The sequence below is a fragment of the Stenotrophomonas maltophilia genome, assembly GCF_001676385.1.
In the GTDB taxonomy this organism is placed as follows: Bacteria; Pseudomonadota; Gammaproteobacteria; order Xanthomonadales; family Xanthomonadaceae; genus Stenotrophomonas; species Stenotrophomonas maltophilia_J.
The window spans coordinates 192,863-207,265 of sequence record NZ_LYVJ01000004.1; the positions used below are offsets into that span (position 1 = coordinate 192,863).

General features: G+C 67.1%; 16 protein-coding genes. 13 read left to right on the forward strand and 3 right to left on the reverse strand.

Annotated features, from left to right (window positions below):
- The first annotated feature begins 187 nt into the window (after positions 1-187).
- Both trxB and A9K58_RS06715 read left to right on the forward strand, forming a co-directional pair.
- Positions 188-1,159 carry a thioredoxin-disulfide reductase gene (gene trxB, locus A9K58_RS06710; protein ID WP_065198615.1) on the forward strand — a complete coding sequence of 324 codons (972 nt, stop codon included), beginning with the start codon at positions 188-190 and terminating at the stop codon, positions 1,157-1,159.
- 101 nt (positions 1,160-1,260) lie between these two features.
- Positions 1,261-2,385 (forward strand): GNAT family N-acetyltransferase, encoded by a 1,125-nt coding sequence (locus A9K58_RS06715; protein ID WP_065198616.1) that lies wholly within the window; start codon positions 1,261-1,263, stop codon positions 2,383-2,385.
- Positions 2,386-2,469: 84 nt separating this feature from the next.
- On the opposite strand, the gene A9K58_RS06720 is transcribed toward A9K58_RS06715, so the two are convergent.
- Positions 2,470-3,738 (reverse strand): hypothetical protein, encoded by a 1,269-nt coding sequence (locus A9K58_RS06720; RefSeq protein WP_065198617.1) that lies wholly within the window; start codon positions 3,736-3,738, stop codon positions 2,470-2,472.
- 73 nt (positions 3,739-3,811) lie between these two features.
- Here A9K58_RS06720 and aat point away from each other — a divergent pair, with 73 nt between their 5' ends.
- Complete coding sequence (gene aat / locus A9K58_RS06725) at positions 3,812-4,552, forward strand: leucyl/phenylalanyl-tRNA--protein transferase (protein WP_065198749.1); 741 nt, start codon at positions 3,812-3,814, stop codon at positions 4,550-4,552.
- 86 nt (positions 4,553-4,638) lie between these two features.
- Positions 4,639-4,857, forward strand: a complete 219-nt coding sequence (gene infA / locus A9K58_RS06730; RefSeq protein ID WP_005409596.1) for a translation initiation factor IF-1 — start codon at positions 4,639-4,641, stop codon at positions 4,855-4,857.
- 274 nt (positions 4,858-5,131) lie between these two features.
- Here infA and clpA read toward each other — a convergent pair whose 3' ends face one another.
- Positions 5,132-7,417, reverse strand: coding sequence for an ATP-dependent Clp protease ATP-binding subunit ClpA (gene clpA, locus A9K58_RS06735; RefSeq protein ID WP_065198618.1), 2,286 nt, complete (start codon positions 7,415-7,417; stop codon positions 5,132-5,134).
- Positions 7,418-7,555: 138 nt separating this feature from the next.
- Here clpA and A9K58_RS06740 point away from each other — a divergent pair, with 138 nt between their 5' ends.
- On the forward strand, positions 7,556-8,368 hold the full coding sequence (locus A9K58_RS06740) for an APH(6) family putative aminoglycoside O-phosphotransferase (protein WP_065198619.1): 813 nt from the start codon (positions 7,556-7,558) through the stop codon (positions 8,366-8,368).
- Positions 8,369-8,468: 100 nt separating this feature from the next.
- Here the strand turns inward: A9K58_RS06740 and clpS are convergent, their stop codons facing one another.
- Entirely contained in the window at positions 8,469-8,795 is a 327-nt protein-coding gene (gene clpS / locus A9K58_RS06745) for an ATP-dependent Clp protease adapter ClpS (protein ID WP_065198620.1), read from the reverse strand.
- A gap of 116 nt (positions 8,796-8,911) precedes the next feature.
- On the opposite strand from clpS, the gene A9K58_RS06750 reads away from it, so the two are divergent.
- The 8 genes from A9K58_RS06750 to A9K58_RS06785 all read left to right on the forward strand — a co-directional run bounded on the left by A9K58_RS06750 (position 8,912) and on the right by A9K58_RS06785 (position 14,349).
- Complete coding sequence (locus A9K58_RS06750) at positions 8,912-9,385, forward strand: hypothetical protein (RefSeq protein WP_065198621.1); 474 nt, start codon at positions 8,912-8,914, stop codon at positions 9,383-9,385.
- Between the two features lies 1 nt (position 9,386).
- Positions 9,387-9,848, forward strand: coding sequence for an NUDIX hydrolase (locus A9K58_RS06755; protein WP_065198622.1), 462 nt, complete (start codon positions 9,387-9,389; stop codon positions 9,846-9,848).
- Positions 9,845-10,987 (forward strand): tRNA 2-thiouridine(34) synthase MnmA, encoded by a 1,143-nt coding sequence (mnmA, locus tag A9K58_RS06760; protein ID WP_065198623.1) that lies wholly within the window; start codon positions 9,845-9,847, stop codon positions 10,985-10,987. The genes A9K58_RS06755 and mnmA overlap by 4 nt, the downstream gene beginning before the upstream one ends.
- Complete coding sequence (hflD, locus tag A9K58_RS06765; RefSeq protein ID WP_065198624.1) at positions 10,984-11,598, forward strand: high frequency lysogenization protein HflD; 615 nt, start codon at positions 10,984-10,986, stop codon at positions 11,596-11,598. The genes mnmA and hflD overlap by 4 nt, the downstream gene beginning before the upstream one ends.
- Positions 11,599-11,814: 216 nt before the next feature.
- The gene (locus tag A9K58_RS06770) at positions 11,815-13,005 is read left to right on the forward strand and encodes a methyl-accepting chemotaxis protein (protein WP_065198625.1); all 1,191 of its coding nucleotides are present in this window, start codon (positions 11,815-11,817) and stop codon (positions 13,003-13,005) included.
- A gap of 98 nt (positions 13,006-13,103) precedes the next feature.
- Complete coding sequence (locus tag A9K58_RS06775; protein WP_065198750.1) at positions 13,104-13,319, forward strand: hypothetical protein; 216 nt, start codon at positions 13,104-13,106, stop codon at positions 13,317-13,319.
- Positions 13,320-13,431: 112 nt separating this feature from the next.
- The gene (locus tag A9K58_RS06780; protein WP_065198626.1) at positions 13,432-13,764 is read left to right on the forward strand and encodes a hypothetical protein; all 333 of its coding nucleotides are present in this window, start codon (positions 13,432-13,434) and stop codon (positions 13,762-13,764) included.
- Between the two features lie 78 nt (positions 13,765-13,842).
- Positions 13,843-14,349: a hypothetical protein gene (locus A9K58_RS06785; protein ID WP_065198627.1), complete on the forward strand. Its 507-nt coding sequence runs from the start codon at positions 13,843-13,845 to the stop codon at positions 14,347-14,349.
- Positions 14,350-14,403 lie beyond the last annotated feature (54 nt).

Here is a 14,403-nt window from a genome sequence, read left to right on the forward strand (position 1 = left end):
GAGACGGCGTCAGTTTTCAGTTATGCCTCATTCGGCGGGGCGTCCAGGGTGCCGGAACCATCGCTGGACGACGGCGTTCCGTTCATCGGCTTGAATCGCCCTGCCCCAGCCGCCACTCTATGACCTGCCGAGGATGCTGCGCAAACTTCGCCAGCGCCTTGTCCCATCTACCTTTTCGCGAGTCTACATGAGCACCAGCCTGCCCTCCCGCCACCAGCGCCTCGTCATCCTCGGTTCCGGACCGGCCGGCTGGACCGCCGCCGTCTACGCCGCCCGCGCCAACCTGAAGCCGGTGGTCATCACCGGCCTGCAGCAGGGCGGCCAGCTGATGACCACCACCGAGGTGGACAACTGGCCGGGCGACGCCCACGGCCTGATGGGCCCGGACCTGATGGCGCGCATGCAGGCCCACGCCGAGCGCTTCGAGACCGAGGTCATCTTCGACCATATCCATACGGCCGATCTGTCGCAGCGCCCGTTCAAGCTGATCGGCGACAGCCACGAATACACCTGCGACGCGCTGATCATCGCCACCGGCGCCACCGCCAAGTACCTGGGCATCCCCACCGAAGAGACCTTCAAGGGCCGCGGCGTCTCCGCCTGCGCGACCTGTGACGGCTTCTTCTACCGTGACCAGGACGTGGTCGTGGTCGGCGGCGGCAACACCGCCGTGGAAGAAGCCCTGTACCTGTCCAACATTGCCCGCAAGGTCTACCTGGTCCACCGCCGCGACACCCTGAAGGCGGAAAAGATCATGCAGGACAAGCTGTTCAAGAAGGTGGCCGAAGGCAGGATCGAGACCGTCTGGCACCATCAGGTGGAGGAAGTGCTGGGCAACGACGCCGGCGTGACCGGCGTGCGCGTGAAGTCCACCCTGGACGGCAGCACCCGCGACATCGACGCCCACGGCTTCTTCGTGGCCATCGGCCACCATCCGAACACCACCCTGTTCGACGGCCAGCTGGCGATGAACAACGGCTATCTGGAAATCCGTTCGGGCCTGGGCGGCAACGCCACCCAGACCTCGGTGGAAGGCGTGTTCGCCGCCGGCGACGTGGCCGACCAGCATTACCGCCAAGCGATCACCTCGGCCGGCTTCGGCTGCATGGCGGCATTGGACGCCGAGCGCTACCTGGATGCGCAGGGCAAGGCCAGCTGAGAGGCGAACCCGTTTCTGTAGCGTCGAGCCATGCTCGACCCAGGCAAAAGGCCGACGCCAATGCGTCGGCCTTTCTGTTTCATCTGCCCTATCCTTTCCCCATGCCCTCCCCCTGCTTCCTCGACGCTCTGCAGTCCATTCCCGCCACTGACTGGGATGCCCTGCACGACGGCCAGAACCCGTTCGTCAGCCACGCCTTCCTCTCGGGCCTGGAACAGCACGGCTGCCTGCGCGAGGACTGGGGTTGGCAACCCCGGCATTTCACACTATGGGAAGGGAGCACCCTGATCGGCGCCATTCCGGGTTACCTGAAGACCAACTCGCACGGCGAGTTCGTGTTCGACCACGCCTGGGCCAATGCCTATGCCCGCCATGGCCGCGACTACTACCCGAAGTGGCTGGGTGCGGTGCCGTACTCGCCGGTCACCGGGCCGCGCCTGCTGGCCCGTCACGATTCAGAGCGCGCAACGTTGCTGTCGGCGTTGCGTGCTGCGCTGCCGGCGCTGGACGTATCGTCGGCCCATATCAACTTCCACGGTGCCACGGAGGAGGCGCTGTTCGGCGATGACTGGCTGCTGCGCGAGGATGTGCAGTTCCAGTGGCAGAACCCCGGTGACTGGGCAACGTTCGAGCAGTTCCTAGGCGCGATGGACCACAAGCACCGCAAGAACATCCGCCAGGAACGGGCCAAGGTCGCCCGCCAGGGCATCACCTTCCGCGTGGTGCACGGCGACGACGCCAGCCGCGCCGACCTGCAGGCGATGTACCGCTTCTACCTGCAGACCTTCCTCGAATACGGCAATGCCCCGGCGCTGACCGAGGCCTTCCTGCGCCATCTGGCCATTTCATTGGGCCGTGGACTGGTGCTGTTCCTGGCCGAGCAGGAGGGCCAGCCGATTGCCGGCGCACTTTGCCTGCGCGGTGGCAACACCCTGTACGGCCGCTACTGGGGCGGCGCTACCCTGCCCGGCCTGCACTTCGAGGCCTGCTATTACCAGGGCATCGAGTACTGCCTGCGCGAAGGGCTCACCCGTTTCGAGCCCGGCGCGCAGGGCGAACACAAGCTGGCTCGTGGTTTCCTGCCAACCCTGGTGCGTAGCCGGCACTGGGTGGCCGACGCGGACTTCGCCGAGGCGCTGCAGGACTGGTGCCGGCAGGAGCGGCGCGATGTACGGCGTTACCAGCAGGAGCTGCAGGGGCATGGGCCGTTCCGCGCCGGACCGTAGCGCCGGGCACGGTCCACCCGGAGGTGCCCGCGGGCCGTGCCAACAAGGTTGGCCCCTGCCAGAACGATGGCGAGGACGCCGCGCTCAGGTGCATTGCCAGAAGTGGGCGCTGACCCGGCATCCTGCGCACCAGAACGTATAGAGCATGCCGCCGCTGCCCCACAACAACGTGCCTTCGGCCTTGGTCGGCAGCGTCGAATCCAGCTGCATCACGAACGGCATTTCTTCGCCGCAGTCGATGCACGCCGGATACCAGGCACCCTGCACCCAACTCGGTGCACCACCCACGCGCGACAGGTTCTGCCGATGGTTGGACTGGCCCCAGTCCTGCTGCCGCCAGCGCGTGCAGTCCATAGCGGCCAGGCCCACGTCGGACGGCAGCAGGTCACCGCTGTCGGTAGGCGTGGCAGGCACCTGCAGATACTGGCCAGGGTGGCAGCTGGGCAGGCCAGCGGCATCGTGGCGATAGAAGCGCACGGGCGGATCTTCCCAGCCGCAGCAGTCCAGGCACAGGCCGAGTGTGATTCCGCCCACCGCGCCCGGCTGCAGCGCGGCGGCGTCAGTCTGCAGCAGCCGTTGCAGCGGCGCATGGCAGCTGCCACACAGCGCCTCCAGCAGTCCGCCCATGCGCCCCGCGTGATGCACCTGCCCGCCATTCCAGGTGGGGTGCAGGCGCCAGATGCGCTGCCGCCAACCGGGCGCGTCGGCCAGTTGCGCACGATGCTGCTCACGGCCGAAACGGACGTGTAGTGGACGTTCACCGTGCAGGCGGCGCGGCTGCGGGCCGTCGGCAACGCCGGCCCAGTGCGCCCAGACCCCAGCGTCCCGTTGCCCCCAATCGGCGAGGTACCCCCGGGCGACCGGGTAGGTCCTGGGCTGGGCGGCGAGCAGCAGCGCCTCCGCCCTCGCCATCTCGCGATCATCGTCGGCCTCGGCCAGCGCCTGTGCCCAGCGCTCGGCCAATGCAGGCGGCAGCGCCTGCCACACCTGCGTGGCCAGCCGCACCTTGCCCTCACAGGCCATCGCCAGCAGTGCGTTCCAATCGTCCTGCAGCACCTGCGGCGCCTGGTAGCTGGCGAACTCCAGCACGCTGGCCAGCAACTCTCCGCGCTCGCCGTCCCGGTAGCGGCGCCACGCGTCTGCGCACAGCGGCGGCACGCTGTCGTCCGGCAACAGATCCAGCGCCATGTCGAGCAAGGCCGAACCGGGGGAGCGCCGCACCAGCGCCTGCCGCATCAGCTCGCCCAGCTGCTGCGGCGCTTCACTGGCCAGCGCCAGCAGCATGCCCTGGCTGTCGGTGCGCGTGCGTGGGCTGTCGTGCACATCAAGGATGGCAACGATCGGGTCGCTCATGCGGGCACTCCCTGCCAAGGAGACGTGATGGTGCCAGACATCAGCCATCGGCAGCACGCCTACAATGCGCAGCATGACCCGCCAGCTGCCCTGGCGCCTGGCCGACGCGCCGGACGCGCCCTTCCCTCCGGCCGAGACCGCCTTGCGCCAACCCGACGGCCTGCTCGCGGTGGGTGGCGACCTGCACCCTGTACGCTTGCTCAACGCGTACGCCGGCGGCATCTTCCCGTGGTTCAGTGACGGCGAGCCGATCCTGTGGTGGTCGCCGGACCCGCGCATGGTGTTCCGTACCGACGGCGTGCACCTGTCCAGCCGCTTCCGGCGCCAGCTGCGCGGCAGCGACTGGGAGGTCACCGCCGATACCGCCTTCCGCCAGGTGATGCGTGCCTGCGCGACGGCGCCGCGCCCCGGCCAGGACGGCACCTGGATCAGCCCTGCCATGATCGAGGCCTACAGCCAGCTGCACGACCTCGGCTTTGCCCATTCCGTGGAGGTCTGGGATCGGCAGACCCTGGTCGGCGGCATCTACGGGGTGGCGATCGGCACCGTGTTCTTCGGCGAGAGCATGTTCAGCGGCGCCAGTGGCGGCTCCAAGATCGCGCTGGCTGCACTGGCGGCTACCCTGCGTGGCTGGGGCTGGCAACTGATCGATGCTCAGGTGGAAAACCCGCACCTGCTGCGGATGGGTGCTGAGCATCTGCCACGCGCAGCGTTTCTCGACCACGTGCGCCAGGCGGTACGCCGCGATGGCCGCGTGGGGCCCTGGACCCGGGCAGTGGGCCGCCTGCCGGCACGGCGCCTGGCCGGGGGTTAACACAAACTTTGCAAGCGGCGCCGGTCGCGCGTAAAATACTGCGCCTTAGGCCCAGCGTGGCCGTTTTCTGAACCGCACAGGACTACATGTCGAAAGACGATTCCATCGAGTTCGAGGGCACCGTCAGCGAGACGCTGCCGAACACGACTTTCCGCGTCCGCCTGGAAAATGGGCACGAGATCATCGCCCACATTTCCGGCCGCATGCGCAAGAACTACATCCGCATCCTCACCGGTGACCGGGTCAAGGTTGAAATGACCCCGTACGACCTGACCAAGGGTCGTATCACCTACCGCATGAAGTAAGCGGCCGGCGCATCGCGCCACTTCGACAAGGCCGGCCTTGGCGGCTGGCCTTTTGTCATGCCTGGAATCCAGCGATGGCGGAGGCCATCGTTGGCCGGACTCCCCGGCGCGCGCGGCAAGGCTCCCGGCCCCCGGCCGATGGCGGATCAAGCCGGGCGGCGGGGCCACGCCCGGGAAAGAGGCCCAGCCGTACCGACGGCAGCGCTGTACATGGCAAGGGCGGCCGAAGCGGCCCCTGTCATTTCAGGCCTGCCGAGCCGGGCCCAGGGTCAGCTCATTCCACCGTGACCGGCAGCAGGCGCTCCGGCTCGGCCTGGGTCTCGACCACCAGCTCGTCGTCGCGGACGTCGATGCTGACCTTGCCGCCGTTGACCAGCTTGCCGAACAGCAGTTCGTCGGCCAGCGGACGCTTGATCTTGTCCTGGATGACGCGCGCCATCGGGCGGGCACCCATCAGCGGATCGAAACCATGGTGCGCCAGCCAGTCGCGGGCCGTCGGGGTGGCCGACAGGCTCACATGCTTCTCCTGCAGGCGCATCTCCAGTTCGATCAGGAACTTGTCGACCACGCGCAGGATGTGCTCGAAGCCCAGCGCCTGGAACTGCACCACTGCGTCGAGGCGGTTGCGGAATTCCGGGGTGAAGCTGCGGCGGATGGTCTCCATCGCATCGGTGGCATGGTCCTGCCTGGTGAAGCCGATCGAACGCCGGGAGGCCTGTGCCGCGCCGGCATTGGTGGTCATCACCAGCACCACGTTCTTGAAGTTGGCTTCGCGACCGTTGGTATCGGTCAGCACGCCCCGGTCCATCACCTGCAGCAGGATGTTGAAGATATCCGGGTGCGCCTTTTCGATCTCGTCCAGCAGCAGCACGCAGTGCGGCGTCTTGACGATCTTCTCGGTCAGCAGGCCACCCTGGTCGAAGCCGACGTAGCCCGGAGGGGCACCGATCAGGCGGCTGATCGAATGCGGTTCCATGTACTCGGACATGTCGAAACGCACCAGCTCGATGCCCAGCTGCAGCGCCAGCTGCTTGGTCACCTCGGTCTTGCCGACACCGGTCGGGCCGGCGAACAGGAAGTTGCCGATCGGTTTCTCGGGGTTGCCCAGGCCCGAGCGGGCCAGCTTGATCGCCGAGGACAGCGTCTCGATGGCCGGATCCTGGCCGAAGATCACCATCTTCAGGTTGCGCTCCAGGTGCTGCAGCACGTCCTTGTCGGTCGCGCTGACCTGCTTGGTCGGGATGCGCGCCATCTTGGCCACGATCGCCTCCACTTCCTCGACGTCGATCAGTTCCTTGCGCTGGTCGTCCGGCAGCAGGCGCTGGCGGGCCCCGGCCTCGTCGATCACGTCGATGGCCTTGTCCGGCAGCAGGCGGTCGCCGATGTGCTTGACCGAGAGGTCGACCGCAGCCTGCAACGCCTCGTCGGAATAGGTCACGCCGTGGTGCAGTTCGTACTTGGACTTCAAGCCCTGCAGGATCTCGTAAGTCTCGCCGACGGTCGGTTCGACGATGTCGATTTTCTGGAAGCGGCGGGCCAGCGCCCGGTCCTTCTCGAAAATACCGCGGTATTCCTGGAACGTGGTCGAGCCGATGCAGCGCAGCTCGCCGGAGGCCAGCGCCGGCTTGATCAGGTTGGAAGCGTCCATGGTGCCGCCCGAGGCTGAACCGGCACCGATGATGGTATGGATCTCGTCGATGAACAGCACCGCGTTGGGGACCTTCTTCAACGCGGTCAGCACGCTCTTAAGGCGCTTTTCGAAGTCGCCCCGATACTTGGTGCCGGCCACCAGCGCGCCCAGGTCGAGCGAAAAGATCACCGCGTCGGCCAGCACCTCAGGCACCGAGCCTTCGATGATGCGCCGGGCCAGCCCCTCTGCGATGGCCGTCTTGCCCACCCCGGCTTCACCGACGTACAGCGGGTTGTTCTTGCGGCGGCGGCACAGGACCTGGATGGTGCGTTCGATCTCGTCGGCACGGCCGACCAGCGGATCGATGCGTCCCGCCCGGGCCTGTTCGTTGAGGTTGCTGGCAAACTCGGTGAGGGCATCCCCCTTCGGTTCGCCCTCCCCCGCCTCGGCACGGCCTTCACCGTCGGGGGAAGAAGAGGGCTGCTCGCCTTCCTCGCCCAGCTTGGCGATGCCGTGGGACAGGTAATTGACCACGTCCAGCCGGGTGACGTCCTGCTGGTTGAGGTAATAGACAGCGTGCGAGTCCTTCTCGCCGAAGATGGCGACCAGCACGTTGGCGCCGGTGACCTCCTTCTTGCCGGAGGACTGCACGTGGTACACGGCTCGCTGCAGCACGCGCTGGAACCCCAGTGTCGGCTGCGTGTCACGATCGTCATCCTCGGCCAGGCGCGAGACGGAGGCCTCGATGGCCTGCTCCAGCTCCTGGCGCAGGCGCTCGGCGTCGGCACCGCAGGCCTTCAGGACCGCCTGGGCGGACGGGTTGTCGAGCAGTGCCAGCAGCAGGTGTTCGACCGTCATGAACTCATGCCGGGCCTCACGGGCGCGCTTGTAGCACTGGCCGATGGTGTGTTCGAGGTCTTTGCTGAACATGGATTACTCCGGCGGCAGATGGAGACAATATGCGGCCTGACTACGCGATTTCCATCACCCTAGCGGATTGCTGCGTTCAGATGGCGTTAGCAGTCGGGATCGCTTGATCTTCATTCACTCCAGGTCCTACCCGCCACCATGAGCGAACCCTACCTGAGCCGCTGGCGATTGCGGCGTGACGGTGACGCCGTCCAAACGCCCCACGCCCGGCTCTGGCCGGTGCTGACCGCCGCCGGCGAGGCAGCAATGCTCAAGGTCAGCAGCGAACCCGAGGAGCAGCACAGCCACCGCCTGCTGCGCTGGTGGGATGGCGATGGCGCGGCCCGCCTGCTGGCCCACGAAGGCCCGGCGATCCTGATCGAACGGGCCCATGGCGACTCGCTGCGCCGCCACGCCATCGCTGGCGCGGACGATGCCTGCACCACGATCCTGTGCCAGGTCCTGCAGCGGCTGCATCGGCCTCGGCGTGACCCGCCCAGCGACCTGGTCCGCCTGCACACATGGTTCGCCGACCTGCTGCTGCCAAGGGCGCCGCTGCCGCCACTGCTGGAACAGTGCAGGTCACTGGCCGGGACCCTGCTGCAGGAGGAACACGAGATCCGGCCACTGCACGGCGATCTTCATCACGACAATGTGCTGGACTTCGGGGCACGGGGTTGGCTGGCCATCGATCCGAAGCGGCTGCTCGGCGACCGGGTATTCGATTACACGACGCTGTTCAGCAATCCCGACCTGTGTGGCCCCGGCATCCACGTGGCGACCCGGCCGGAGCGGTTTGCCGCGCGCGTAGAACAGGTGACCTCGCTGGCCGGCATCGAGCGCACCCGCCTGCTGCGTTGGGTCGCTGCCAGCGCAGGGTTGTCGGCGGTGTGGTTCCGCGATGATGGCGACCCAGCGGATGTGGACGAATCGGTCGCGAGGATGGCGTTGCAGGCGCTGGCTGAAGCGTGATCCAGCTGTAGAGCCGAGCCCACGCTCGGCTGCTCTGACAGCGATCTGGATGCCTGCACGAACAGCAGCCGGGCATGGGCTCGGCTCTACAAATGACCGATCAGGCCTTTTCCATCGTGCACAGCAGCGGGTGCTGGTTCATCCGCGAGTATTCGTTGACCTGGGCAACCTTGGTCTCGGCGACCTCGCGGGTGAACACCCCGCAGACACCCCGGCCGCGGGTATGCACGTGCAGCATCACCTGCGTGGCCTTGTCCAGGTCCATGCTGAAGAACTGCTGCAGCACATCCACCACGAAATCCATCGGGGTGTAGTCGTCGTTGAGCAGCATCACCTGGTAGAACGGCGGCGGCGCCACTTCCGGGCGCGCAGGTTCCACGGCAATACCGTGCTCGTGATGGGATTCGGGAGAGGACTCATGGGGCATCCACCCATTATAGAGTCTAGCGCCGGCCTGCGCCGGCCCGCGGTGGATTGGACGCCGCGCACGCCCGCCGTCACAATTACGCCTTCCTTCAACCACCCACGTTTCACAGGATCTTCATGAAAAGGACCCTTCCCTCCGCCCTGCTGATCGCTCTGGCCGCCTCCGGTTCCGCAGCCGCCGCGACGGATGCCGACAAGTCCGTGGCCCGCCACCTGGACAAGCTCGGTTATACCTACGAGGTCGACGAGGACGGCGACTACCGCATGGTGTTCGACGTTGAAGACGATCGCACCCAGATGGTCTACGTACGCTCGGCGGTGGAGGATTTCGGCACCCACAACATCCGCGAGATCTGGTCCCCGGGCTACAGCACCAAGAGCAAGCAGTTCCCGGTGGCGGTGGCCAACCGCCTGCTGGAGGATTCCCAGGATGCGAAGATGGGGGGATGGGTCAAGCAGGACACCACCGCCATGTTCGTGGTGAAAATCGACGCCGACGCGACCCCGGAGCAGCTCAGCGACGCCATTGATGCGGCCATCCGCACCGCCGATGCGATGGAGCTGGAACTGACCAAGAAGGACGAATTCTGAATTGAACGCCACGCCGGACCTGCGCTGGGCACCGCACGCTACCGTCGCCACCGTGGTGGTCGACGGCGGCCGCCTGCTGCTGGTGGAAGAGACCATCGATGGCCGCCAGGTGCTGAATCAGCCGGCGGGCCACCTCGAGCCGGGCGAGAGCCTGGCCGAGGCCGCGCTGCGCGAGACCCGCGAGGAAACCGGCTGGACGGTACAGCTGACCCATTTCATCGGCTGCTACCAGTGGACCGCAGGTGACGGCACCCCCTTCCTGCGCTTCTGCTACGCCGCGCGGCCGGTCTCGCACGACCCGGCGCAGCCGCTGGATACCGGCATCGACCGTGCACTGTGGCTGACCCCGGCCGAACTGCAGGCTGCCGGCGAACGCCAGCGCAGCCCGCTGGTCTGGCAGGTGGTGGCCGACTATCTCGGTGGCCAGCGCCATCCGCTCGCCCTGGTCCGGGAGGTCGCATGAGCGCCCCGCGTGTGATGGTCGGCGTCTCCGGCGGCGTTGATTCCTCGGTCGCCGCCTGGCGGTTGGTCCAGCAGGGCGAGGCCGTGGCCGGGCTGTTCATGCAGAACTGGGCCGACGACGGCAGCGGTGACTGCCGCGCCGAGGACGACCGCCGCGACGCGGTGGCCGTGTGCGGCTTGCTCGGCATCCCGTTCCACTTCCGCGATTTCTCCAGCGAGTACTGGCAGGGCGTGTTCGAGCATTTCCTGGCCGAGTATGCTGCCGGCCGCACGCCGAACCCGGACGTGCTGTGCAACCGCGAGGTCAAGTTCAAGCACTTCCTGGATGCCGCTCGCGAGCTGGGCGCCGAGCGCATCGCGACCGGCCACTACGCACGGGTGGCCCAGCGCGGCCACCAGTGGCTTCTGCTGCGGGGCGCCGATCGTGCCAAGGACCAGAGCTATTTCCTGCACCAGCTGGGCCAGGAACAGCTGGCCGCGACGCTGTTCCCGATCGGTGACCTGGAGAAGAGCGATCTGCGCCGGATTGCGCGTGACGTCGGCCTGCCGACCCATGCCAAGAAGGACTCCACCGGCATCTGCTTCATCGGCGAACGCGACTTCCGGGAGTTCCTCGCCCGCTACCTGCCGGCCCGGCCCGGCCAGATCATCGACCCCGCCGACGGCAGCGTGATCGCCGAGCATCCGGGTGTGTTCTATTTCACCCTGGGGCAGCGCGAGGGCCTCAGCATCGGAGGCGTGCGGGGCCGCCCGGCTGCGCCGTGGTACGTGGTCGGCAAGGACGTGGCCAGCAACGTGCTGTACGTTGACCAGGACCGCGACAGCCGGTGGATGATGTCCAACCGCCTGCACTCGGAAACCGCGCACTGGATTGCCGGCTCCCCGCCTGCACGGCGCTTCGAATGCACCGCGCAGACCCGCTACCGCCAGCCCGACGAGCCGTGCTCGGTCGAGGTGCTGGACGATGGCAGCCTGCGGGTGAGCTTCGCCAACCCGCAGCGCGCCGTGACCCCCGGCCAGTCGCTGGTGCTGTATGACGGTGATGTATGCCTGGGTGGCGCGGTGATTGCTGCCACCGATGCGCCGCTGGAACAGCGCCTGCGCACCACCCCCTCCCCTTTTGAGGTATTCGCTGCATGAGTTTCACCGTCGACGACCGCGTCCTGGCCCTGGCCGGCATCGCCCAGGCCCTGCAGCAGGTACGCCGCATCGCCGATACCGGCCATTCCGATGCCGCCGCCGTGCGCACTGCCGTGGACAGCGTGTTCCGTGTCGATGCGTCCTCGCCGCAGGCGGTGTTCGGCGACCGCCATGCATTGAAGTCAGGCCTGCGCCTGCTGCACAACTACTTCCGCAGCCAGGGCCAGGACCCGATCCTGCCCAAGCTGGCCCTGTCGGTGCTGCAGCTGGAGCGCCGCTTCGTGCAGGAGGGCGCCACCGTGAACAAGGTCGCCGCCGGCATCGAGCGTGCCGAGCGCCAGGCGGCGGAACTGGGTGACAGCGCCCACCCGGACGTGCTGGCCACGCTTGGCGGCCTCTACGCGGACACCATCAGCCACCTCAAGCCGCGGGTGATGGTCCAGGGCAACCCGCACTACCTGGGCCAGGCCGGCGTGGTCGCCGAGATCCGCGCCCTGCTGCTGGCCGCGGTTCGCTCGGCGGTGCTGTGGCGGCAGTTGGGCGGCAGCTACTGGGATTTCCTGTTCAGCCGCAAGGCCATGATCGAGGCCGTGGACCGGCAGCTGGCCTGAGGGTGGGGTCAGAGCCCTTTTCCATGGAAAAGGGATCCGACCCCGTTGCTGCCTGCCCAAGGGGCCGGGTCCCTTTCCTGCTCGGGAAGGGCTCTGACCCGAAGCCTCCAGAGCGCCGGAAAACCAGCGCATTCAGAATGCATTTCGAAACACATCGACGTTAAAGAGAAAGGGGGTACGGCCGATACATCCTCCGTGCACCTCCCGAGAACGTCCATGTACTCACGCATTTTCATCCGTCTGGCCGCCCCCCTGGCCCTGACCCTGCTGCTCCCCTTCGCCATCGGTTTCGAATGGCCGGCTGCCCTGCGCTGGGCAATCCTGACCACGATGACGCTGAGCTGGCTCGGCTTTGCCTGGTGGGCCGCCCGCAGCCAGGCGCATCGTTCGCCGGAACAGGCCCGCATCCTGCGCGAGCAGGACCAGCTGCTGACCGAACTGCGCAGCTTCGTCGGCAACGAAATCGAGGGTTCGCGCGGGGAAGTGGAACGTGCCCGCGACCTGATCCGCCAGGCCGTCTCCAGCCTGGGTGGCAGCTTCGATGCGATGAACCGCAAGTCGCGCCAGCAGAGCCAGGCACTGTCGCGCATCGTCGACCGCGCCGGTGATGAAGGCAATGCCGGCCTCGACGTCGCCCGTTTCGCCCAGCACGCCAGCCATCGCATGGAACAGCTGGTGGAAGCACTGGAACAGGTCAGCGGCCAGAGCAGCACCACCGTGCAGCACATCGACCAGATGGCACAGCACCTGGATGGCATCTTCGCGCTGCTGGAAGACGTCAAGTCGATCGCCGACCAGACCAACCTGCTGGCACTGAACGCCGCCATCGAGGCCGCGCGTGCCGGTGAAGCCGGCCGCGGCTTCGCGGTGGTCGCCGACGAAGTGCGCAACCTGTCCGAGCGCTCGACTACCTTCAACGAGCAGATCCGCAAGCTCGCGCACAGCTCCAAGGATGCGATCGCCAAGGTTCGCGAGACGGTCTCGCACATGGCCTCGCGCGACATGGACCGCTCCCGCGAAGCGCGCCAGGAGGCGGCGGCGATGCTCGACAATGTCGCGCAGATCAACGCCTCGCTGGGCGACGGCATGCGCGAAGTCTCCGAGTGCGCCCGTGCGATCGATGGCAGCGTGGCCGAAGCCGTGCGTGCCCTGCAGTTCGAGGACATCGCCACCCAGGCCCTGGGCGGCGTGCACACCCACCTCGATCGCCTGACCGCCATCAACCGCGAGGCGGTGGCCCTGCAGGAACTGCTGCATCGCAACGGCGGTGTGTTCGACGAAGAGATCGCCACCGCCCTGCAGCGCACCGGCAACCGCCTGCGCGAACTGCGCAGCGAATGGGAACGCCCGCCGCACAAGCCGGTCGCCCAGCAGAGCATGGGCGCTGGCACCGTCGAGCTGTTCTGACCCTGATGTCCGCTGCCGTCGCCGGCAGCCCGCAGGGCCCCGGTTTGTCCGGGGCCCTTGCCAGCGACCCGCCGTTGGATGCCCCTGCGCCGCGAACCATGACCCTGATCCGCGCCCTGCCCTCCCTCAGCGACACCGGGCGTCCGCGCAACGCGAGCGTGCGGGAGCAGCTGCAGCAGCTGGAAGACGTCGCCCGCGGGGAACTGCGCGATCTTCAGCAACTGGCCGATGCGCGCCCTGCCCCGTCGCATGCGGGCGAGGAGCTGCTGGGACTGGCGTGGGACCTGGGGTTGGATGGTGAAGCCCTGAAGTAGATCTGCTCCATGCGTGGAACGGTTTGACTGCCCTCCGTTCCAGCCTCATGGCATGATTCGCGCATGCTACCTACGGCTGGACACGGAGTGTCGTTGCATGAGCGTTGTATCCATGACCTGGACCGGGTTTGCCGCCATGCTGCTCATTGCCGTGTCGTATGGCTGGCGCTGCGCCTACTCCACGTTGCGGCCGGCCCGGCACAGGCCTGTCACGTTCCTGTTCGGCGGCCTGTTCTTCCTGCTGGTGGCTCTTGCTTGCAGCTGGATGGCAGCGACCGCCATCAGCACCGGGCACGCCCACCTCAGCCATCGCCACTACGGCACGCTGGATGCGTGGCGGGATACCGAACCGATGCTCTTCTGGTTGTGCATTGCGATGGAGTACTTGTCGGGACTCTTCATCTGCAGCTACGCCATCGCCCTCGTCGCGTTGATGGACCGGTAGACCCTGCACGCCTGAGTCGGCAGGCTGGCTGCCAGAACCCATGTGGCAGAATGCCCTGGTCCCACTCATGGAAGACCGATGGCCATCACCCTGATTGCAGTGCTGCTGATCGAGACCGCCCTGTTGATGACCTGGGTGGCCGGCTATTTCCGCTGGGGCATCATCCTGTTCAATGAGCGCATCGCGGCATCGCCGGCTCTCCAGGCCCGGCTCTCGCTGGGCAGCCTGGAACGCGACCTGCCGCAGGACAAGTGGCTGCGGCTGGCCTTCCATGCGCTACCCGACGGCAGCATGGCGTTCCGCGAGAGCTTCGCGCCAAGCTTCGGCCTGCGCTACTTCCCGGTAATGCGCGGCCGCATCGTGCCCAACACCCGGCGGCATGAGGTGCGGGTGATCGGGATGTGCAGCTGGTTCGTGGTGGTCCTGTCGCTGCTGCTGTTGCCGCTGGTGGCGGTGCGCCCGATGGCGGCGCCGATGCTGCTGGTGCTGCCGCTGTTCCTGGCCAGCTATCTGATCCAGAAGCGGCGCTATGCCGCCATCGTCGAGGCGCTGCGCATGCAGTTGAAGGCGGAGTTTCCAACGTAGATCCACGCCGTGCGTGGATGATCGCGAGCGCCAGGGCATCCGTGCCGACCAACG